Origin of the sequence: Thermotoga neapolitana DSM 4359 (assembly GCF_000018945.1) — a bacterium.
GTDB lineage: Bacteria > Thermotogota > Thermotogae > Thermotogales > Thermotogaceae > Thermotoga > Thermotoga neapolitana.
This window is the reverse complement of the sequence record NC_011978.1, coordinates 291,791-311,689: the sequence shown is the minus strand read 5'-3', so window position 1 is coordinate 311,689 and position 19,899 is coordinate 291,791. Positions and strand designations below refer to the sequence as shown.

Sequence of the window (19,899 nt, the reverse complement as noted above, 5' to 3'; positions counted from 1 at the left end):
TTCAATACTTCCTTTGAGGTATGGAAACAAAGGCGCTTTGAGGGCGTGGAGTTTTGCTTTCGCGGTTTCAATACTTCCTTTGAGGTATGGAAACTACCAACGATATCCATTGAGATAAAAGCCTTCTCCACGTTTCAATACTTCCTTTGAGGTATGGAAACTGTACTCTGCCGTCTGTGGATATCCAACGTAGGACTCCCGTTTCAATACTTCCTTTGAGGTATGGAAACATTGACAAGATTACCAATACATGGTAAAAACTAATCGTTTCAATACTTCCTTAGAGGTATGGAAACCGTTGTTTAGTGCCACGTTCTTTTGACAATGTCAAGTTTCAATCCTTTCTTAGAGGTATAGGAAAGATTTTGTTGCTCCAAAGAGATATGAAAATCCTTCCCACGCATACTGCAAATCCATGTTTCGATACCCTCCTTGTGTTGCTCCCTGTATGGGATATCCTGTTTCAATACTTCAATCTGTTAAAATTCCAGATAGAAAGTGTTCAGGGAGGCTGAAAGATGAGATTTTTCGTTCTCGGGGCTGGAAGTTGGGGGACAGTCTTTGCTCAACTTTTAAAGGAAAACGGAGAAGAAGTGATTCTGTGGGCAAGAAGAAAGGAAATCGCAGATCTTATAAACAACTCCCACACCAGTCCTTACATAGATGAAATGGAAATCTCTGTCAGAGCGACGAACAATCTCGACGAACTGAAAAGCACCGACATACTCGTGATAGCGATCCCTGTGCAGCACGTAAGGGAACATCTTTCCAGGCTTTCGAAAAAACCTTCGATGGTTCTGAATCTCTCAAAGGGACTGGAAATAAAGACAGGAAAACGTATATCCGAAATTGTGAAAGAGATTCTCGGATGTCCTTACGCCGTTCTTTCGGGTCCTTCCCACGCTGAAGAGGTTGCAAGAAAACTTCCAACGGCCGTTACGCTTGCCGGAGACAACGCAAGAGAGTTACAGAGAAGAATCTCAAACGAGTACTTCAGAGTTTACACCTGCGAAGATGTGGTGGGTGTAGAGATCGCCGGAGCGTTAAAAAACGTCATCGCGATCGCTGCGGGTATTCTTGATGGCCTTGGTGGATGGGACAACGCAAAGGCAGCTCTTGAAACCCGTGGTATCTACGAAATAGCAAGATTCGGCAGACACTTTGGGGCAGATCAGAAAACTTTCATGGGACTTGCAGGCATCGGAGACCTCATGGTCACGTGCAACAGCAAGTACAGCAGAAACAGACGCTTTGGTGAGTTGATCGCAAAAGGGTTCGATCCTCAAAAACTCCTTGAAAGTTCCCATCAGGTTGTGGAGGGGGCCTTCACCGTCAAAGCTGTGGTGAAGAAGGCAGACGAACTGGAAATAGATATGCCCATCTCTGAAGAGGTCTATCGAGTGATATACGGAGGAAAATCTCCGTTTCAGTCGATGAAGGATCTCATGAAAAGAAGTTTGAAAGACGAATTTTGGGCCGATTGATTTTCCACCACAAATTTTTCTACCTTTGAAGTTGAAATTTAACCCAAAAAGAGTTAAAATTGTTCATGGACAGATTGTGAAATCTTTCTCTTTCTGGGAGGTGAGAACATGAAGTACGATGTTGTGATAGTGGGAGGAGGTCCCGCAGGACTCGTCGCAGCGTTCACCACCAAAAGGTTCTACAAGGACAAAAAGATCCTCGTTGTGAAGAAAACGGAAAAGGAAACGGTCCCGTGTGGAATTCCTTACATCTTCCATACACTTAGTGGCGTGGAAAACGACTACATGGGTATAGAAGAGAGATTTAAAAGTGCAGGCATAGACCTTCTGATAGACGAGGTTGTGGATGGAAACACCGACGAGAAAAAACTCCTCACAAAAACTGGAAAAGAAATCTTTTACGAAAAACTCATCATAGCAACGGGATCCACACCGAACGTTCCGAACATTCCAGGAGTTGACCTTGAAGGTGTCTTCACGGTTCCAAAAGACGCAAACTACCTGAAGATGTTGTACGAAAAAATCAAAGATTCGAAGAACGTTGTGATCATCGGTGGTGGATTCATTGGTGTTGAAGTGGCGGACGAGTTGAAGAAATCTGGAAAGAACGTCACACTGGTTGAAATCATGGATAGTCTGCTTCCTGTGTCCTTCGATCCCGACTTCGGCGAGATCGCAAGAAAAGAAATCGAAGCAGAAAACCTGAAGGTTCTGACAGGAAGAAAGGTAACGGAAATCTACGGATCAAAAAGAGTGGAGGGTGTCAGGCTGGACAACGCCGAAACGATACTGGCCGATGCCGTCATACTCGCAACGGGATACCGGCCCAATTCAGATCTCGCAAGAAAACTGGGATTGAAGGTGACAGAATACGGCTTTATAGAAACGGACGAATACATGAGAACATCAAAACCCGATGTCTTTGCCGCGGGAGATTGTGTGCAGCACAGAGACTTTCTGACGGGGAAACCCTCCAGGCTCATGCTCGCTTCTGCCGCTGTGTTTGATGCAAGAATTGCCGCATCCAATCTTTACGGATTGAAAGTCATCAGAACGAACAAGGGCTCATTGAACGCTTACTCAACGGTCATAGGAAGCAAGGCGTTCGGCTCCGTTGGTATAACTGAAAGGGTCGCAAAGGAAGAAGGCTTCGAAATCGTTGTTGGAAGAGCAGAAGCCCCAGACAGACACCCTGGAAAGTTCGAAGACACCACCAAACTCATCGTGAAACTGATCTTCTCAGAAGACAGTAAGATACTGCTTGGTGCTCAGGTGTGTGGAGGAAAGAGCGTTGGTGAGATCGTGAACATCCTCAGTCTTGGGATGCAGAAAGGAATCACAGCGAACGATCTGTTCACTATGCAGATAGGAACACATCCACTCCTGACTTCTGCTCCAACGGTTTATCCACTCGCGAAGGCGGCCGAAATGGTTCTGTGATAAATCTCACAGGAGGTGTTTCAAATGGCAGCGAAGGAGAAACTCGAGCAGATCAGAAAGCAACTCCAGGAGGTCATAGGCAAGGCACCCGAGATTGGAAAGTTCGCAGAGTACGTCCATGCAGCAGAGAGTCCAAAGGCACTCGATACGAAAACAAAGGAACTCATCTCTCTTGGCATTGCCGTAGCCGTCAGATGTGAACCCTGCATCGTATGGCACACCGAAGCAGCCGTGAGGGCTGGCGCAACGGAAGAGGAAATTCTCGACGCGATAAAGGTGGCAGTTTGTATGGGTGGAGGTCCTGCTCTGATGTACGGCCTGAAGGCTTACGAGGTGGCTCTGGAATTTCTCGGAAAATAACCTCACCCCTCCCACATGGGAGGGGTTTTCTCAGGAGGGAAAAGCATGTACGATGCTGTGATCATCGGTGGTGGCCCTGGAGGATACGTCTGTGCCATAAAACTTGCCCAACTTGGAAAGAGAGTGGCTCTTGTGGAGAAAGAAGCACTCGGTGGAACGTGCACCAACAAAGGGTGTATTCCAACGAAAGCGATGCTCACGGTATCTCACCTGATGAGTGAAATAAAGGATAAATCTTCGAAGTACGGGCTGAAGGTCTCCGGTGTGGAGTTCGATGTCTCCTCCATTATGAAACACGTAGAAAAGAGCGTTCTGATGTCCAGAAAGGGAATAGAATACCTAATGAAGAAAAACAACGTAGACGTGTTCATAGGAACGGGCATAGTTGAAAACAGAAACACCGTCGTTGTTGAAGAGACAGGGACAAAACTGGAGACAAAGAACCTCGTTCTCGCCCACGGCTCCATCCCCAGTGTCTTTCCTCCCTTCGATGTGGAGGGTGTCTGGACGAGCGACGATGTGTTCAGGTTGAAAGAATTTCCCGAATCTCTCCTCATAGTGGGTGGTGGTGTCATAGGTGTGGAGTTTGCAACGTTCTTCAGCAGTTTTGGAGTGAACGTCACCATAGTGGAAGTTGCCAATCACATTCTTCCCTACGAAGACGAAGACGTGGCCGAAGAGGTGAAAAAATCCCTGAAACGAAAAGGCGTGAAAATCCTCGAAAAAGCAAAAATAACTTCCCTTAACAAGATAGAGAATGGCTTTGAAGCAACTCTGGAAACGGGAGAGACATTGAGGGCAGAAAAGGTTCTGCTCGCTGTGGGAAGAAAACCGAACATCCCAGAAGACGTGAAGGCCCTTGGAGTGGAAATAAAAAGAGGCGTTGTGACTGACAGGAAGATGAGAACGAACATCGAGGGGGTCTATGCGATCGGGGACATCCGTGGAGAGATCATGCTGGCACACGTTGCCATGTACGAAGGAATAGTGGCCGCAAAGAACATAGCGGGAATGGAAGAAGAGATGGATTACTCGGCAGTTCCGAACATAATATTTTCCTCACCAGAAGTGGCCTCAGTTGGCTTGAAGGAAAAAGATGTGAATCCAGAAGAAGTTGTGATCTCCAAATTCCCTGTTTCGGCAAACGGTAGAGCAAGAACGATGCTGGAAAACATCGGGTTTGTCAAAGTCGTTGCCGACAAAAACGGGGTTGTCCTTGGAATGAGCATCGTTTCCCCATCGGCAACGGATATGATCATGGAAGGAGTCATAGCGGTGAAACACAGAATGAAGGCAGAAGACCTGGAAAAGGCTATTCATCCTCATCCAACACTCACCGAAACGATCCTTGGGGCTCTGGAAGGAGTCTCAGGAAAGCCCATTCATCTGTGAATAAAAGCACTTTTTCTTCAACGGACACTCTCTGCACTTTGGATTTTTGCTACAGAACCTTTTGGCGTGTTCCACTATGAGGCCGTGCAGTTCCTGATAGAGACGAACATCGTGTGGATAGCACGACATGAAGAGTTTCTGGATTTCATCGTAGTCTTTCAATTCGATGTTGAAAATACGCGCCAGGAGCCTTTTTGTGTAACTGTCGACAACGAAAATGGGTTTCTCAAGGGCATAGAGCAGTATGGCATCGGCCGTTTCTTTGCCGATGCCTTTTATTTTTAAAAGCAACTCTCGAAGAGCCCCCAGTGGCATTCTCTTCAGAAGTTTCAGATTGAAGTTGTACTCCCTCAAAAACTCAAGCAGAGCTTTTAACCTTTTGGCCTTTATGTTGAAAAAACCCGCTGGTCTTATTAGATGTGCTATCCTTTCAGTGGAGAGGGAGGACAGCTTTTCCAGAATATCGTCTTTCCCGAGCGCTTCTTCTATGTTTCTCATGGCACGCTCAACGTTCTTCCAGTTCGTGTTCTGGGTGAGAATGGCGGTCACCATGATTTCTTCGGGTGTTCCTGGCCACCACTTACCGACCGGACCGTGGATCGATCTCAGTTCCTCGTGGAGTTCTTCCAGTTTCATACTTAAAATTATAACGGGGGTGATTCTATGAGCATCGTTTACAAACGAAGGAGCATCAGAAAATATCAGAGAAAGGACGTACCAGATGAACTGGTGAAAGAAGTCATAAGGGCAGCCATGCACGCACCTTCTGCCTGCAACCAGCAGCCCTGGCACTTTGTTGTGATCAGAGATGCCGAGACCAGAAAGAAAGTGGCGGAGATACACCCTCACGCAAAGATGATACTGGAGGCACCCGTTGCCATTCTGGTCTGCGGAGATCCCTCTCTTGAAAAGTGCAAAGGGTTCTGGGTTCAGGACTGTTCTGCTGCGGTGGAAAATCTCCTTTTGAGGGCGGCAGAACTCGGTCTTGGTGCTGTGTGGTGCGGTGTGTATCCGAGAGAGGACAGGGTGAAAAGCTTCCAGAAACTTCTTGGAATACCGGAGCATGTGATTCCCTTTGCGCTTGTTCCCATGGGATACCCCGCAGAGCAACCCACTCCAGAGGACAGGTTCAAACCCGAGAGGATCCACTACGAAAAATGGTAACAAACATTAACAAACGGATCCATCATCTTAGAATCTCCATCAACAATTTATTGAGATGTAACTCATAATACCACAACATATTGTGGTATAATCTCACCAGAACCCGCCGAAAGGGGGATCTTCCTTGTACATAAACAGAATCGGTACTCTCCGGGATCATCCAGATCTCTATGGGGTGTCTGTTTACTTTCAGGGTTGTGATGCAATGCCAAAGTGTCACATGTGCCACAATCCAGAAACGTGGCACCTTTCTGAAAGGTTCAAAAGAGATCCAGAAGATGTGGTGAAAACCATCGACGAGAAACTTTCAGATCTTCTGAGATACTTTCCAAAGGTTGCACTCGTTCTTCTGGGTGGTGAGCCCCTTGCACCTTACAACAGGGAAGATACGCTTCTTCTTTCGAAAACCTTCAAGGAAAAGTTCAAAGACAGACTGGTCGTTGTTCTTTTCACCTGGAGACTTCCAAAAGACATCGTTAGAGAGAACCTTCTGGAATACGTTCAGTACGTGGACGAGTTCGTCATGGGAAGATACCTTCACACCTATCGCAGAGAAGGCTTCCCTGCCTCCCGGAATCAACTTCACGTGAACAGAGAAACCTTTGAGAAGATGATCCGCGCTGTGAAGAGGAGGGAACACCATGGTAGTTCGCTATTCGTTCGAAAGTGACTTCGAAGAGTTGTTGAAGGAACTTCTTTCCAGATACGGCTACGAAATGTTTCAGATGGATGGTCTTGGAGATCAACTGGATGTGGTGAAATTCACAGAAGACTTCGTGAGACGAGGAATCATCGAATCCACCATCGATGCCAACGCAAACGTCAGGGTCACCAACATTAGCACCTATTTCATCGAGATCTCAAAACCCCACACCTACCTGTACTCGCTCTACAGGATCTGGCAGAAGATGAAGGAGATGTACGGTAAAAGCGTGGCAGACGAGTTCGTCGAATCCCAGATAAACGGTGCCATATACCTTCACGACAGACACCATGCCGCGCTCATGCCTTACTGTTTTGCCTACACACTGAAACCGATCGTGGAGAGGGGGCTTCCCTTCATAAAGACGATAAAGTCCGAGCCAGCAAAACACCTTTCCACGTTCATTCAACACGTTATCCAGTTCGTCATGTTCGCCTCAAACCAGAGTTCAGGAGCGGTGGGCCTTCCTGACTTCTTCGTGTGGATGTGGTACTTCGTCAAAAAGGACCTTGAAGAGGGGATCATTCCAGAGGACAAACTGGACTGGTACATCGAACAGCACTTTCAGATACTCACCTACTCTCTGAACCAGCCGATCAGAACAACACAGTCTCCGTACACGAACTTCACCTACCTTGACAGAAACTACATAAAGGCTATCTTCGATGGTGAGAGGTACCCGGACGGTTCTCTGATCACAGACCACGTGGAGGACATAATAAGGCTTCAAAAACACTACTGGGAATGGGTATCGAGGGAAAGAGAGCGTCAGATGTTCACCTTCCCTGTTTTGACAGCATCCCTTTTGTACAGAGATGGAAAGTTCCTCGATGAAGACAGCGCCCGCTTCATAAACAGAGTGAACATGAAATGGCAGGACACGAACTGGTACATATCTGACTCGATCGACGCGGTGGCCTCTTGCTGTAGACTCACCTCCTCCACACAGACGCTGAAGAAATTTTCTCTCTCCAGCGAAGACGAAAAACTCAAAGGAAGAATGAACTCCATCGGTGGGTCTGACCTGAACATAGGATCTTTCAAGGTCATCACGATCAACCTTCCAAGGATCGCCCTCGAAAGCAACGGAGACAGAGACAGGTTCCTTCAGATACTGAGACGAAGGGTTGATCTTGTCAAGAAGTCACTTGCCTCGATCAGGGAGATTATAAAGGAGAGGATATCGGAGGGTCTTCTTCCTCTCTACGAGAACGAACTCATGCTTTTGAACAGGCAGTACGGAACGATCGGTATCACCGGTGTGTGGGAGAGCGCTACCATCATGGGTTTGACAACAGAGGACGTTGACGGCCTCAAATACACGAAAGAAGGAGAAAGATTCGTGGACACCGTCCTCGATCTGATAAAAGAAGAGGCAGAAAAAGGGTACAGCGAGTACGGCTTTACCTTCAACATAGAGCAGGTCCCGGCAGAGAAGGCTGCGGTGACACTTGCACAGAAGGATAGATTTCTCTTTGGTGAGAAACAACCGTTCACGATCTACTCCAACCAGTGGGTGCCTCTTGCCGCAAACACAGATGTTTTGAACAGGATACGCTACTCTGGCATGTGGGATAGAAAAGTGAGCGGCGGCGCGATTCTTCATATCAACCTTGGAGAACCCTTCAAAACGGAAGAGGAATACTTCAACATGGTGAAGATGATCGCCGACATGGGTGTGATGTACTTTGCGTTTAACACGAAGATCAGCGTCTGCGAACACAACCATGCGTTCTACGGAGAAAGATGTCCCGTTTGTGGAAAAAAGAAAGTGGACGAGTACGTGAGGATCGTAGGATATCTCGTTCCTGTCTCAGCCTTCAACAAGGAAAGAAGGGAAATAGAATATCCAAGAAGGCAGTTCTACAGCTCGACGATCGTAAGAAAGTGAAATGCGCCCCGCCAGCGGCGGGGTGTTTCTGTGGTACAATAGTTATTGAGAATTAGTTTCAACTTTCTGGAGGTGAGTGTCATGAGAGTGAAACCTTTCGAACTTCTGACGGACGAAGGAAAGCCTTTCACCCATGTCGATCTTTATGGAAGGTACACGATCCTCTTTTTCTTTCCAAAGGCAGGAACGAGTGGTTGTACAAGGGAAGCCGTTGAATTTTCCAGAGAAAACTTCGAAAAAACCCAGGTTGTGGGCATTTCAAGGGATAGCGTCGAGTCTCTGAAAAGGTTCAAAGAGAAAAATAACCTGAAGGTCGTTCTTCTTTCAGACCCAGAAGGAGAACTCCACGAATTCTTCGACGTTCTGGAGAACGGGAAAACAGTGAGATCCACGTTCATCCTGGACAGATGGGGATTTGTGAGAAGAGAGTGGAGGAAGGTGAAGGTCGAAGGACACGTTCAGGAAGTGAAAGAGGCGCTTGATCAACTTCTAAAGGAAGATCTTTCACTCAACAGACACATAGAGTGGAGAAGGGCAAGAAGGGCACTGAAGAAAGACAGAATACCAAGGGACGAGGTAGAAACACTCATAAAGGCTGCGCATCTTGCTCCATCCTGTATGAACAACCAGCCATGGAGATTCGTCGTGGTGGACAGCGAAGACGTTCTCAAAAGATTACACGAAGCCCTGCCAGGCGGAAACTACTGGATGAAAAACGCTCCCGTTTTGATAGCGGTCCACAGTAAGAGAGATTTTGACTGTGTTCTCTCGGACAACAGGGAGTATTTCCTTTTCGACACGGGTCTTGCCGTGGGAAACCTCCTTGTTCAGGCAACACAGATGGGACTTGTGGCACATCCCGTCGCAGGCTACGACCCTGTGAAGGTAAAAGAGATTCTTGGGATACCAGAAGACCATGTCCTCATAACTCTGATCGCTGTGGGGTACCTGGGAGACGAAAATGAACTTTCAGAGAAACACAGGGAAATTGAACGCTCAGAAAGGGTGAGAAAAGATCTTTCTGAGATTGTCAGATGGAACCTCTAATCCTCCTTTCTCAGGATGAGAGAAGAGGTGTAGAAAACAAAGACAAGGCCCGCACCGAACATGATGGAGACGGCGAAAAGATACCTGGTGAACGTGAAGATCTCAAAGCCAAGTGAGTATCTGATGACCTCCACACCGTACTTCACCGGAAGAAAGAGAGCAACTGTTCTCAGATAATCGGGAAGGAACGAGATCGGAAAATAAACTCCTGATAGGAACATCATTATGGTGAACAGGATAACGGAAACCTGTGTTGCAACCTCTGATTTTTTGAACAGAATGGAGACCAGAGCACCGAACGCTATGAAACAGAGAACAGAACTTACGACTGACAACAAAAATAAAAGGACGTTCAACTCATATTTGGCTTTGAAGAGAAGCACTCCAAGGACCATTATGATAGTCGTGCTAAGGATGCCGTATGCCATCCTTGCCGATACAAGACCAAAGACAAAAGAAAAGTTTCCAACGGGCGTTGCTCTGAGTCTTTTCAGAAATCCTCTCTCCCGATAATGAGAGAACACATCCACCGTGCCAAAAAGTCCGATGGAGAGCAAAGAGATAGCTATAACACCCGTGAGAGTATAATCGAAGGCCGTGAGTTGCCTTGTGGTCTCCAGAGGTTTCTTTTTCACCACGATCACGGGATTCAATCTGTTGAAGAGCCGTTCCACTTTGGTTTTGAGTGACATCTCCCAGGAATCAAGAAGGGACTGGTAGTATTCGTCCGTGGTGTTCCTTATGAAGACGATTCTGTCTCTCTCCACCACAGCCACTTCATGATAGTAACCTTCCACTTCCTCCAGAGAGGAGTACACATCCCCAAAGTCTGAAAGGTCGTATTCGACGGTCACAACGGCCGTCTTCACCGACTCTCCAGATCCACCGAAGATGAAGCCAAATATCAAAAGAAACATCACGGGAAAGGCAACGCTGAAAAAAGTGGCGATTCTGTCCCTCCACGATTCTTTCCACATCGCCGAAAAGAGTGAGAAAAATTCACTCAACTACCATCACCCGCCTCCAGTTCAACGAAAAGAGTACAAGAGACACGACCACCCAGAGAATGGCAACCAGAAAGTGATTTGTGTAAACCGTTTTGTAGCCGAGACACCCTCTCAAGTAATCCACAAGGTAAGTCGCCGGATTTCCAACAACGAGCACCTTCAGCGGCCAGGAAATGTTTGAAACATCGAAGTAGAATCCTCCCATGAACATGAACACCTGGTTGAAGACCTGTGAGGCAGCGTTCAGCGCAGAAAAACTTTTAAAAAGAGAAACCATAAGCAAAGAAATACTTAGAAACGTCAGAAAGGAAACTGCTACTCCGATCAGAAAGGAAGAACCAGAAACCGAAACTCCGTACAGTATCTTCGCAAAGACAGTTATAAGGGAAGAAGATATCACCATTGCGAAAAAGCCACAGATCATGGTCGAAATGAGATAGTGATAGCTTCTCAGAGGAGAAACGAAGAGCCTTTTCATAACACCCTGCTCTCTGTGGAGAGCGATCTGGTATGGAACGGTGAAAAGTCCAACGGACATCACACCCACAAGCAGTATGGCAGGAAACACGTAGTGTGAATAGTTGAAATCTTGCTTTTCTTTCCTTCTGTACTCCACCTTCACCTTGCTTACTTTTCTGACGTGAAGATCGAGTGACTCCAAGATGTTCGCCACAACGTTTGCAAGGATCACAGATTCTCTTCTCTCTGGAGCGTAGAAAACCTCCACTTCAACCGGCATGGAAAGTTTCGTTCTGGAAAGCAGAAGCGCTCTTGTAAAAAGGGAGTCGAAATTCTCAGGCAAAACAACGCACACATCCACCTTTCCATACTTCAGATCCTGCTCTACATCTTTCACTTCGACAACCTCGATACCGGAGGGGAGGCTTCTGAGGACACTCTCCAGCGTTTCACTCTTTCCCACGATACCGATTTTCAGGTTCATGTTCGAACCCATGTTTCCGAAAATCGACACAAGGATCAGATAGAGAAGCAGTGGAAACAGAAAGTTCCAGAAGATAGCGCCTTTGTCTCTGAGGTAGTCGTTCTTGAAAATGGAAACGATCAGAGCCTTCATTCTCTCAAATCCCTGCCTGTGAGTTTCAGAAAAACGTCTTCGAGGTTGGGCTTTCTTATCACTATGTTCGAAACGTTCCATCTTCTCAAAAGTTCTTTTATGAGGTCTTCGGGAGTGTCTGTCTCGACAACGTAATGGCCGTCTTTTTTCTCCAGATACTTCACATCCACGTTCTGATCGCTGTCGAATTCAACCACGGTTTTTAAACCGGAAGAGTTTATGAGGGAAGACGGCGTTCCTTCTGCTATGATCTTTCCGTGATCCATTATGCAAACGTAATCGGAGAGTTTTTCTGCTTCTTCCATATAGTGAGTCGTGAGAAAGATCGTTTTTCCCTGATTTTTGAAGTGCTCTATGACGCTCCAGATCTGCCTTCTTGCCTGTGGATCAAGCCCTGTTGTTGGCTCATCGAGGAACACGATTTCAGGATCGTTGATGAAGGCGACGGCGACAGCCAGCCTCTGAAGTTGACCTCCAGAGAGTGTCTTAACTCTCCTTCTTTCGATCTTTTCCAGTTGAAATAGATCCACCACCTCAGACAGCTTCAGTCCCTTTCCGTAAAGGCCACGGAAGAGTTTCAGCGTTTCCAAGACGGTGAGGTTATCGAAAAAAGCACTCTTCTGAAGACACACACCGATTTTCCTTTTGGTTTCACTGTCCAGAGATTCTTTCTTTTCGCCGAAATAGTAGATCTCCCCCTCGTCTTTCTTTCTGAGACCCTCGAGTATTTCCACAGTTGTGGTCTTTCCAGCACCGTTGGGACCAAGAAGGGAGAAAACTGTCCCGCGCTCCACAGTGAAACTAATTCCATCCACCGCTTTCACATCACCATAGTACTTCTTGAGATTTACAACCTTCAGAATCTCCAAGTATATCCCCCCTTTGAACACAATGGTATCATAACTACTGTGATACATCAAAAGAGGAGGTGCCTGACTGTGCTGTTTCTGGCTTTTCTTGGAGGAATCCTCGCTGGGTTTCTGAACGTGATGGCAGGCGGTGGTTCCATGATAACACTTCCTATACTCACAGCACTTGGCCTGGGAATAGACGTGGCAAATGGCACAAACAGAATAGCGATAATCCTCCAAAACCTCGTTGCCATCGAAAGGTTCAGGTCGAAAAACGTTTTGAAAGCAAAAGAGGCGCTTCTGGTTTCCATACCAACCATCGCAGGAGCACTGGTTGGAAGTTCCGTAGCGGTTCAGATAGAAAAGGAAGTCCTTCAGAGGATCGTGGGTGTTATCTTTCTTGTCATGGCGTTTTCGCTGGTGTGGAAGCCGAAAATCTGGGTGGAAGACAGGGAGGTTAAAAGAAACTGGATTCTCATATACATCGTCTTTTTTTTGATAGGAATATACGGTGGATTCATACAGGCGGGAGTGGGTTTCCTTCTCATACCAGCGATTGCTCTACTTCTTGGATACGAACTGGTCAAGACGAACGCTGTGAAGGTGTTCATCGTGGCATCTTACAACCTGGTGTCGCTGATCATCTTCTTTTTGAACGGGAAGGTGAACGTTCCATACGGCCTGGTCCTTGCCTTTGGAAACATGACGGGGGCCTGGATCGCAGCCAGTTTTTCTGTTAAAAAGGGGGCAAGGTGGGTGAGATGGATCGTCTTTGCAGCGGTGATCGTCGTTGGAATAAGATACGTTTTTTAATTAACTTTCAACCGGAAAGAAATAGAAAAGTGAGATGATAACAGATGGAATAATGCATAAAGTTAGGGAGGTGCATCAATTGCTCAAGAAAGAACCCGGGATAATCGTTGGAGTGAGCAACAGGCACGTTCATCTTTCCAGAGAAGACCTGGAGACACTTTTTGGGAAAGGTTACGAACTCACACCGGTGAAAGAACTCAGACAGCCCGGCCAGTACGCTGCGAAGGAAACCGTCACCATAGTTGGTCCAAAAGGTGCCATTGAAAACGTCCGTGTGCTTGGACCCGTCAGGAAAGAGACCCAGGTGGAGATCTCCAGAACGGATGCATTCAGGCTCGGTGTAAGACCCCCTGTAAGAGACTCGGGGGACCTCGAGGGAACCCCGGGAATCGTCATCATAGGTCCAAACGGGATCCTGGTGAAGGAAAAGGGAGTCATCATAGCGAAAAGACACATACACATGCACCCAAAAGACGCAGAACACTACGGTGTGAAAGACAAGGACATAGTGAAGGTGATCGTTGAAAGCGGAGACAGAAGGCTGATATTCGACGATGTTCTCATAAGGGTGAGGGAAGATTTCGCCCTGGAATTTCATGTGGACACGGACGAGGCAAACGCCGCCATGCTCAACACAGGAGATCTCGTCTACATCGTGGAGTTCTAGAAAAATAAAAAAGGGGAGCGCACGCTCCCCTTACTCCTGAACCTCCACCTCGATCACTTTCTTCTTCCTTTCCTCTTTCTTCGGTATTCTGACTGTGAGGACTCCGTTCTTGTACTCTGCTTTGATCTTTTCCACATCTACGTAGTCTGGAAGTCTTATGGCCCTTTCGAACTTACCCGCACTTCTTTCGACGAAGTAGTAGTTCCTACCTTTCTGTTCTCTTTCGATCTTCTTTTCTCCAGAGATCTTCAAAATGTTTTCTTCAACCGTTATTTTGATGTCTTTTCTGTCAAGACCTGGTACTTCCACTTCCACCACTACTTCGTCGTCTGTTTCGTACACGTCCATGTCCGGTGCGAAGACTTCCCTGGATGGTCTGATTTCAGTCTTGAAGAATTCATCGAAGAGTCTGTCGATCTCCCTCTGAAGTTCCCTGAACGGTCTGAAGATGTCTTCCCTTCTTCCAAGAAGCATCGTGTCACCCCCCTCTTACTGATTTGTGGCTTCTCCTCCTGTTGCAGACTTGTAGAGGTATTCTCCTATTTTCATGCTCTCTTTCTGGAGATCATCGAAGAGCATCTTCACCCTTGGTATGTCGTTTCTATTGATAGCGTCTCTGAGTTCCTTGATCATGTTCTCGAGCTTGGATTTGAGATCTGCAGGTATCTTGTCTCCATGTTCTCTTAAGGTTTTTTCCACACTGTATGCAAGGTCGTCTGCCCTGTTTTTGAGTTCGATCTCTTCTTTGAGACGCTTATCCTGTTCTTCGTATCTTTTCGCGTCTTCTATCATTCTCTTTATATCTTCTTCGGAGAGTTTGTGTCTTCCGGTCACCACCATGGATTGCTCTTTTCCAGAACCAAGGTCTTTTGCTGAGACATGGACTATTCCATCGCTGTCTATGTCGAACGTGACCTCTATCTGAGGAACACCCCTCGGTGCTGGCGGTATACCGACGAGTTTGAAACTTCCAAGGAAAATGTTTTCTCTGGCGATCGGTCTTTCACCCTGGTAGACCCTGATCTCAACCTCGGTCTGTCCGTCTTCAACGGTGGTGAAGATCTTGCTCTTTCTCACGGGAATCTTGGTGTTCCTCGGTATGATCGGCTCAAACAGGCCTCCCTTGACCTCTATTCCGAGTGTGAGCGGTGTTACATCCACGAGAACGATGTCTCTTCCTTTTGCACCCTCTGTTCCTGCAAGGATGGCAGCCTGGATCGCTGCACCAATGGCAACTGCTTCATCCGGGTTGACACTCTTGTTCGGTTCTTTTCCAAAGAACTCTTTTATGAACCTCTGGACCATTGGAACCCTGGTCATTCCACCAACGAGTATGATCTCGTCTATGTCCTGTGGTGAAAGTTTCGCATCGTTGAGAGCCTGTTCTATCGGACCCCTTGTCATCTCGACGAGGTCCCTTGTCAGCGACTCGAAGAGACTCCTGGTGATCCTCATCTCGAGGTGAAGTGGCTGACCACTTGGAGAAACCGCTATGAACGGAAGACTCACGTCTGTTTCCATCTTCGTTGAAAGTTCTATCTTGGCTTTCTCTGCAGCGTCCCTCAATCTCTGCAGTGCCTGTCTATCTTCTCTCAGGTCTATTCCATGCTGTTTTTTGAACTCTTCTGCCATCCAGTCTATGAGTCTCTGATCGAAGTCATCTCCTCCGAGATGGTTGTTACCAGCGGTTGCAATGACCTCAATGACACCATCTCCGATTTCCAGGATGGAGACATCGAACGTACCACCACCGAGGTCGTAAACCAGAACCTTCTGTTCTTTTCCTGCCTTATCCAGACCGTACGCGAGCGCTGCTGCGGTGGGTTCGTTGATGATCCTCAACACCTCAAGCCCGGCTATGATTCCAGCCTCTTTTGTGGCCTGCCTCTGAGCGTCGTTGAAGTAAGCAGGACAGGTGATGACTGCCTTCTTTATTTCGCCTCCGAGGTATGCCTCGGCATCTTTCTTGAGTTTTTTCAGGATGAAGGCACTGATCTCCTGAGGGGTGTATTCTTTATCGTCAATTCTGACTTTGTAGTCGGTTCCCATTTTTCTCTTTATGGACTTTATTGTCCTCTCGGGATTGAGTATCATCTGTCTCTTTGCGGGCTCTCCCACGAGTATTTCTCCACTCTTTGTGAAGGCAACCACAGAAGGGGTTATTCTGCTTCCCTCTGCGTTCGGTATCACTTCAACCGTGCCATCTGGTTTCATCCAGGCAATAACGGAGTTCGTTGTCCCAAGGTCTATACCAACAACGAATTCTTTCTTTTCTGCCATCGTTTCACCTCCTCAATTTCTTTCTCCGTGTGAAATTATAGAAAGCCTCGAACGATGTGTCAAGATTTCAGTGGATAATTCGTTAATTTTGGAATTCTTCTTTTTATCTATCAAAGAGATATCATAATTTATATGTAATCATATCGTATAGCAAACGAAACTTATGAATGATAATGAGTTTTCCTTCAAGGAATGATATATAATTGAACCAGCCGGGGAGGGATCCGGATGAAACTAGCAGAGATATCATCGAAAAGACCCATAGCAATATTGATGCTACTGGCTGCCATTGTGTTTCTTGGGTTCATCTCCTTTCAACATCTCAAACTGGACCTTCTTCCACAGATCGAGTACCCTTATGCTGTTGTACTGACCACTTACATGGGTGCGGGTGCAGAAGAGGTAGAGGAACTCGTAACCTCCCCCCTTGAAAAGTACATCTCATCTACACCGGGTGTTAGAAGGTTCACCTCCATGTCCATGGATTCTGTTTCTTTCATCCTCGTGGAATTCGAGTGGAACGTGAAAACAACTGACGCCGTGGGAAGACTGTCCAGGTATGTGGATCTTGCCTCACGAGAGCTCCCCGGGGAAGCCAAACCGGTCGTTGTGGAATTCGATCCGTCCCTGCTTCCGGTGTATGCCTTCTCAACTGAGGAAGATTACGAAGAGGTTGTCTCGAAGATCAGAAGGCTTCCAGATGTCGCCAGCGTCGAAGTGATGGGAGAGCCGAAGAAAATCGTTGAAATCGTTCTGGATCACGAGAAGATAAAAAAGTTCGATGTTGATCCTTCACTGATAGAAACCATCCTCTCGGGGAATCTGGTCTATCCGTTTGGATACGTGAAGGATTCTGAGGGGAACATCTATTCTGTCTCTGTCGATGGACGATTCGAAAACCTCGATGATCTGAAGAACACCATCGTGGGTTTCAGAGGAGTAAAGTATCAGTCTTTGCTTCGAGGAGAGATACCAAAAATTTTGATTCCTGTTCGCTTGAAGAACATAGCGGAGGTGAAGATAGTAGAAGAAGGTGTCCAGGGAGAAGTCAGGGTAAACGGAAAGAAAGCATCACTCATCGCCATCTACAAAAGAAGCGGTGCAAACACCGTCAAGACTGTTCGTGAGATAAAGAAAATACTGAGCAATTCCGGAATAGATTATATAGAGGCTATGAACCAGGCTTACTACACCGAAAGAGCCATCGACAACCTGCTTAAAAATCTGTTCTATGGATTCGTAGCAGCGTTCGTGGTGGTTCTGATCTTCTTGAAAGATCTCACCTCTACATTTGTTACATCCTTTTCCATACCGCTTTCTCTCACCGTCACCTTTGTCTTTCTGTATGCGTTCGGGTTAAATCTTGACACGTTGACCCTCGGTGGTCTCATCATGGCTTTGGGAATGTTGGTGGACAACTCCATCGTTGTCTTTGAAAATATATACCGCCATCGTTCTCTGGGAAAGTCCATTTCCGACGCCGCAAGAGAAGGAACGGGAGAAGTCTGGCTGGCAATCCTTGCCTCCACACTCACCACCGTTTCTGTGTTTCTACCCATAGTGTTCTTCACCGGTTTTGTTGTAAGGTTGTTCAAATACTTTGCCCTCGCCTTTGTTTTTGCCCTCTCTTCCTCTCTTTTCGTTTCAACCGTCATCGTTCCAGCCGGTACAAGATGGATAAAACCAAGGAAGGGAAAACTCTCTCAAAAACTTCAGGAGTCCTATCGAAGAGCCCTAGAATGGTGTATGAATAGAAAAGGACTGGTTCTTGCAGTGGCTTTCACCCTAGTTATCGTATCAGCTGTGTTTCTTCTATCAAAACCCATGGGGTTTCTCCCTTCTTTCCAGACAAACCTTATGGTCATAGATGTGAAACTGCCGCCTCAGTCTTCCTACGAAAAGACATCTGAAGCGGTTCAGAAAATAGAAGAATACCTGAACGAACACAGATCCACTTACAACATCTCTTCTTTCTACTCAGAAGTGGGAATAACCAGTGAGTATTCCCAGATAATGGGACGGGGGCAGAACGAGGCAAGGATAATGGTGAACCTTGGAGGAAGCAGAAGAGAATTCGCAAAGAACAGAGAAAAATTGAAAGAAGCCATTTCATCCCTGAAGATACCCGAAGCAAAAATAGAGGTTCTGGAGCAGTCACAGCAGTTATACGAAGTTCTGGGCTATCCGATCACGGTTGAGATAAGAGGGGAAGACCTTTCTCTCATTCAGGAAAAAGCCGAGGAGATATTCGAACGCTTGAAGAACCTTCCCGAGGTTGAAAAGATCCAGATCCGAAACTCTTATGAAAAGAGCGTTGTGCACGTGAGGATAGACAGAAACAAATCCCTCATGAACGGTGTGGTGGCGGGTCAGGTTTTCCTGGACCTGCAAACCTACATGCTTGGAAAGAACATAGGAACTTTGAAAACAAGTGAAGGAACACTGCCGATCGTTCTTAAGAAAGCAGAGACGTTATCTCTGGAGGATCTTCCCAGAACACCCCTTGAGGGATTGAAAGGTGAAGTTCCACTCGGAGCTATCGCAACCGTCACTCAAAAGACCGTTCCTTCGGTGATCGATCACTCCGATGGCGAGCGAGTCATTTACGTGGATCTGGTGAGTATAGAGGGTGCGATAGGTGATGTTTCGAAAGAGGTAGAAGAAGTTCTGAGTGGAATGAACCTCTCAGGTGTTAAGGTGGATATTTCAGGGCAGAAAGAATTCATGGATGAAGCTTTCGCGGAACTCAGGTCTGTGGTTTATATGGCAATAGCCCTTGTCTACATGATACTTGCGGCTCAGTTCGAATCCTTTGTGCTGCCTTTTGTCATATTCCTCACCGTTCCTTTTGCGATCGTCGGAGTTGCTTTTGCCGTACTTGTGAACGGATATTCTCTCAATGTTCCTGTTCTTGTGGGGCTTTTGACCCTCTCGGGAACGGTTGTGAACAACGCCATCGTGATGCTAACCAGGATAGAACAGATAAGAAAGGAAAAAGACCTGATGGAGTCCGTTCTTGAGGGTGCTCAGAGCAGATTGAGACCCATTCTTATGACCACCTTCACAACCATTGTGGCTCTGCTTCCCACCGCGCTGAGCCAGGGAGAGGGTGCAGAGATAGAATCACCCATTTCGTGGGTTGTGATCTTTGGTCTGTTAATATCCATGCTGTTCACACTCTTTGTAATACCCGTGATCTACACCCTCGTGAGAAAACGAATCAGAGTATAGACGAGAGTTTTTCCACGATTTTCTCACAGCTTTCCGGATCTCGCACAGCAACGAATATGGTGTCATCTCCTGCCAGTGTTCCAACAATCTCGTCTATGTCGAGCCTGTCTATGACACGGGCGATCCCGCTGGCAGTTCCTGGTATCGTTTTTATGACTATGAGGTTCCCGGCTCTGTCTATGCTTTCAACGAAGGACTTGAAGTTTCTCTTCAACTCTTTCCAGGGATCGATCACTGGTGTTTCATCCAGGAGTCTGTAAACGTAATTGCCACTTTCGTCCATTATCTTCACCGCTCCGATTTCTTTTAGATCCCGGGCGATGGTGGGTTGAACGGCCTTTATACCGTATTTTTTCAACTCCTCGACGATTTGAAACTGGTTGCTTATTCTTTTTTCGTGTATGATCTTTTTTATGAGTTCCTGTCTTCTTTTTTTCGACACCTTCAAGTTGAACACCTCCATCTTTCAGATTGAAAACACATACAATTATACA

General features: G+C 46.7%; 18 protein-coding genes and 1 CRISPR repeat array (1 of these 19 running past the window's edge). Of the genes, 11 read left to right on the top strand and 7 right to left on the bottom strand.

All coding sequences use genetic code 11. The features are described 5' to 3' along the window. Nucleotides 1–361: direct repeats of the CRISPR family, unit length 30 nt; unit sequence GTTTCAATACTTCCTTTGAGGTATGGAAAC (it extends 67 nt beyond the left edge of the window). A 157-nt stretch (nucleotides 362–518) separates the two neighbouring features. The 4 genes from CTN_RS01570 to lpdA all read left to right on the top strand — a co-directional run bounded on the left by CTN_RS01570 (nucleotide 519) and on the right by lpdA (nucleotide 4,676). Beyond that, nucleotides 519–1,484, top strand: coding sequence for an NAD(P)H-dependent glycerol-3-phosphate dehydrogenase (locus tag CTN_RS01570; protein WP_015918823.1), 966 nt, complete (start codon nucleotides 519–521; stop codon nucleotides 1,482–1,484). 108 nt (nucleotides 1,485–1,592) lie between these two features. Then, complete coding sequence (locus CTN_RS01565) at nucleotides 1,593–2,924, top strand: FAD-dependent oxidoreductase (RefSeq protein WP_015918822.1); 1,332 nt, start codon at nucleotides 1,593–1,595, stop codon at nucleotides 2,922–2,924. Nucleotides 2,925–2,948: 24 nt separating this feature from the next. After that, nucleotides 2,949–3,284, top strand: a complete 336-nt coding sequence (locus CTN_RS01560; RefSeq protein WP_038066529.1) for a carboxymuconolactone decarboxylase family protein — start codon at nucleotides 2,949–2,951, stop codon at nucleotides 3,282–3,284. A gap of 45 nt (nucleotides 3,285–3,329) precedes the next feature. Further along, nucleotides 3,330–4,676 carry a dihydrolipoyl dehydrogenase gene (gene lpdA / locus CTN_RS01555; RefSeq protein ID WP_038066527.1) on the top strand — a complete coding sequence of 449 codons (1,347 nt, stop codon included), beginning with the start codon at nucleotides 3,330–3,332 and terminating at the stop codon, nucleotides 4,674–4,676. On the opposite strand, the gene CTN_RS01550 is transcribed toward lpdA, so the two are convergent. Next, nucleotides 4,653–5,312, bottom strand: coding sequence for an endonuclease III domain-containing protein (locus tag CTN_RS01550; RefSeq protein ID WP_038066522.1), 660 nt, complete (start codon nucleotides 5,310–5,312; stop codon nucleotides 4,653–4,655). The two genes, lpdA and CTN_RS01550, sit on opposite strands and share 24 nt — an antisense overlap. 27 nt (nucleotides 5,313–5,339) lie before the next feature. Here CTN_RS01550 and CTN_RS01545 point away from each other — a divergent pair, with 27 nt between their 5' ends. From CTN_RS01545 to CTN_RS01530, 4 genes are all read left to right on the top strand, one after another. After that, nucleotides 5,340–5,840, top strand: coding sequence for a nitroreductase family protein (locus tag CTN_RS01545; protein ID WP_038066519.1), 501 nt, complete (start codon nucleotides 5,340–5,342; stop codon nucleotides 5,838–5,840). A 124-nt stretch (nucleotides 5,841–5,964) separates the two neighbouring features. After that, a complete protein-coding gene (gene nrdG / locus CTN_RS01540) occupies nucleotides 5,965–6,510 on the top strand; it encodes an anaerobic ribonucleoside-triphosphate reductase activating protein (RefSeq protein ID WP_015918818.1) in 546 nt (181 codons plus the stop codon). Then, nucleotides 6,482–8,434 (top strand): anaerobic ribonucleoside-triphosphate reductase, encoded by a 1,953-nt coding sequence (locus CTN_RS01535; RefSeq protein ID WP_015918817.1) that lies wholly within the window; start codon nucleotides 6,482–6,484, stop codon nucleotides 8,432–8,434. Before nrdG ends, CTN_RS01535 begins: the two co-directional genes overlap by 29 nt. A gap of 81 nt (nucleotides 8,435–8,515) precedes the next feature. After that, complete coding sequence (locus CTN_RS01530) at nucleotides 8,516–9,481, top strand: nitroreductase family protein (RefSeq protein WP_038066515.1); 966 nt, start codon at nucleotides 8,516–8,518, stop codon at nucleotides 9,479–9,481. Here CTN_RS01530 and CTN_RS01525 read toward each other — a convergent pair. The 3 genes from CTN_RS01525 to CTN_RS01515 are packed head-to-tail and all read right to left on the bottom strand — an operon-like array spanning nucleotide 9,478 to nucleotide 12,480. After that, nucleotides 9,478–10,488, bottom strand: coding sequence for an ABC transporter permease (locus CTN_RS01525; RefSeq protein ID WP_015918815.1), 1,011 nt, complete (start codon nucleotides 10,486–10,488; stop codon nucleotides 9,478–9,480). The two genes, CTN_RS01530 and CTN_RS01525, sit on opposite strands and share 4 nt — an antisense overlap. After that, nucleotides 10,481–11,563 (bottom strand): ABC transporter permease, encoded by a 1,083-nt coding sequence (locus CTN_RS01520; protein ID WP_015918814.1) that lies wholly within the window; start codon nucleotides 11,561–11,563, stop codon nucleotides 10,481–10,483. The genes CTN_RS01525 and CTN_RS01520 overlap by 8 nt, the downstream gene beginning before the upstream one ends. Further along, nucleotides 11,560–12,480, bottom strand: a complete 921-nt coding sequence (locus CTN_RS01515; protein WP_038066510.1) for an ABC transporter ATP-binding protein — start codon at nucleotides 12,478–12,480, stop codon at nucleotides 11,560–11,562. The genes CTN_RS01520 and CTN_RS01515 overlap by 4 nt, the downstream gene beginning before the upstream one ends. A gap of 21 nt (nucleotides 12,481–12,501) precedes the next feature. Here CTN_RS01515 and CTN_RS01510 point away from each other — a divergent pair, with 21 nt between their 5' ends. Next, nucleotides 12,502–13,227: a sulfite exporter TauE/SafE family protein gene (locus CTN_RS01510; protein WP_038066506.1), complete on the top strand. Its 726-nt coding sequence runs from the start codon at nucleotides 12,502–12,504 to the stop codon at nucleotides 13,225–13,227. 34 nt (nucleotides 13,228–13,261) lie between these two features. Continuing rightward, nucleotides 13,262–13,894 (top strand): phosphate propanoyltransferase, encoded by a 633-nt coding sequence (locus CTN_RS01505; RefSeq protein WP_015918811.1) that lies wholly within the window; start codon nucleotides 13,262–13,264, stop codon nucleotides 13,892–13,894. A 30-nt stretch (nucleotides 13,895–13,924) separates the two neighbouring features. Here CTN_RS01505 and CTN_RS01500 read toward each other — a convergent pair whose 3' ends face one another. Together CTN_RS01500 and dnaK are read right to left on the bottom strand one after the other, a co-directional pair. Next, nucleotides 13,925–14,368, bottom strand: coding sequence for an Hsp20/alpha crystallin family protein (locus CTN_RS01500; protein WP_015918810.1), 444 nt, complete (start codon nucleotides 14,366–14,368; stop codon nucleotides 13,925–13,927). 15 nt (nucleotides 14,369–14,383) lie between these two features. Then, nucleotides 14,384–16,174, bottom strand: a complete 1,791-nt coding sequence (gene dnaK / locus CTN_RS01495) for a molecular chaperone DnaK (protein WP_015918809.1) — start codon at nucleotides 16,172–16,174, stop codon at nucleotides 14,384–14,386. A 228-nt stretch (nucleotides 16,175–16,402) separates the two neighbouring features. On the opposite strand from dnaK, the gene CTN_RS01490 reads away from it, so the two are divergent. Beyond that, nucleotides 16,403–19,405: an efflux RND transporter permease subunit gene (locus CTN_RS01490; protein WP_015918808.1), complete on the top strand. Its 3,003-nt coding sequence runs from the start codon at nucleotides 16,403–16,405 to the stop codon at nucleotides 19,403–19,405. Here the strand turns inward: CTN_RS01490 and argR are convergent. After that, complete coding sequence (gene argR, locus CTN_RS01485) at nucleotides 19,395–19,853, bottom strand: arginine repressor (protein ID WP_038066495.1); 459 nt, start codon at nucleotides 19,851–19,853, stop codon at nucleotides 19,395–19,397. The genes CTN_RS01490 and argR overlap by 11 nt on opposite strands. Nucleotides 19,854–19,899: the final 46 nt, after the last annotated feature.

Coding starts and splice junctions, on each gene's coding strand:
- CTN_RS01570 (WP_015918823.1), top strand. CDS start 519: ATGAGATTTTTCGTTCTCGGGGCTGGAAGTTGGGGGACAGTCTTTGCT.
- CTN_RS01565 (WP_015918822.1), top strand. CDS start 1,593: ATGAAGTACGATGTTGTGATAGTGGGAGGAGGTCCCGCAGGACTCGTC.
- CTN_RS01560 (WP_038066529.1), top strand. CDS start 2,949: ATGGCAGCGAAGGAGAAACTCGAGCAGATCAGAAAGCAACTCCAGGAG.
- lpdA (WP_038066527.1), top strand. CDS start 3,330: ATGTACGATGCTGTGATCATCGGTGGTGGCCCTGGAGGATACGTCTGT.
- CTN_RS01550 (WP_038066522.1), bottom strand. CDS start 5,312: ATGAAACTGGAAGAACTCCACGAGGAACTGAGATCGATCCACGGTCCG.
- CTN_RS01545 (WP_038066519.1), top strand. CDS start 5,340: ATGAGCATCGTTTACAAACGAAGGAGCATCAGAAAATATCAGAGAAAG.
- CTN_RS01535 (WP_015918817.1), top strand. CDS start 6,482: ATGGTAGTTCGCTATTCGTTCGAAAGTGACTTCGAAGAGTTGTTGAAG.
- CTN_RS01530 (WP_038066515.1), top strand. CDS start 8,516: ATGAGAGTGAAACCTTTCGAACTTCTGACGGACGAAGGAAAGCCTTTC.
- CTN_RS01520 (WP_015918814.1), bottom strand. CDS start 11,563: ATGAAGGCTCTGATCGTTTCCATTTTCAAGAACGACTACCTCAGAGAC.
- CTN_RS01515 (WP_038066510.1), bottom strand. CDS start 12,480: ATGTATCACAGTAGTTATGATACCATTGTGTTCAAAGGGGGGATATAC.
- CTN_RS01505 (WP_015918811.1), top strand. CDS start 13,262: ATGATAACAGATGGAATAATGCATAAAGTTAGGGAGGTGCATCAATTG.
- CTN_RS01500 (WP_015918810.1), bottom strand. CDS start 14,368: ATGCTTCTTGGAAGAAGGGAAGACATCTTCAGACCGTTCAGGGAACTT.
- dnaK (WP_015918809.1), bottom strand. CDS start 16,174: ATGGCAGAAAAGAAAGAATTCGTTGTTGGTATAGACCTTGGGACAACG.
- CTN_RS01490 (WP_015918808.1), top strand. CDS start 16,403: ATGAAACTAGCAGAGATATCATCGAAAAGACCCATAGCAATATTGATG.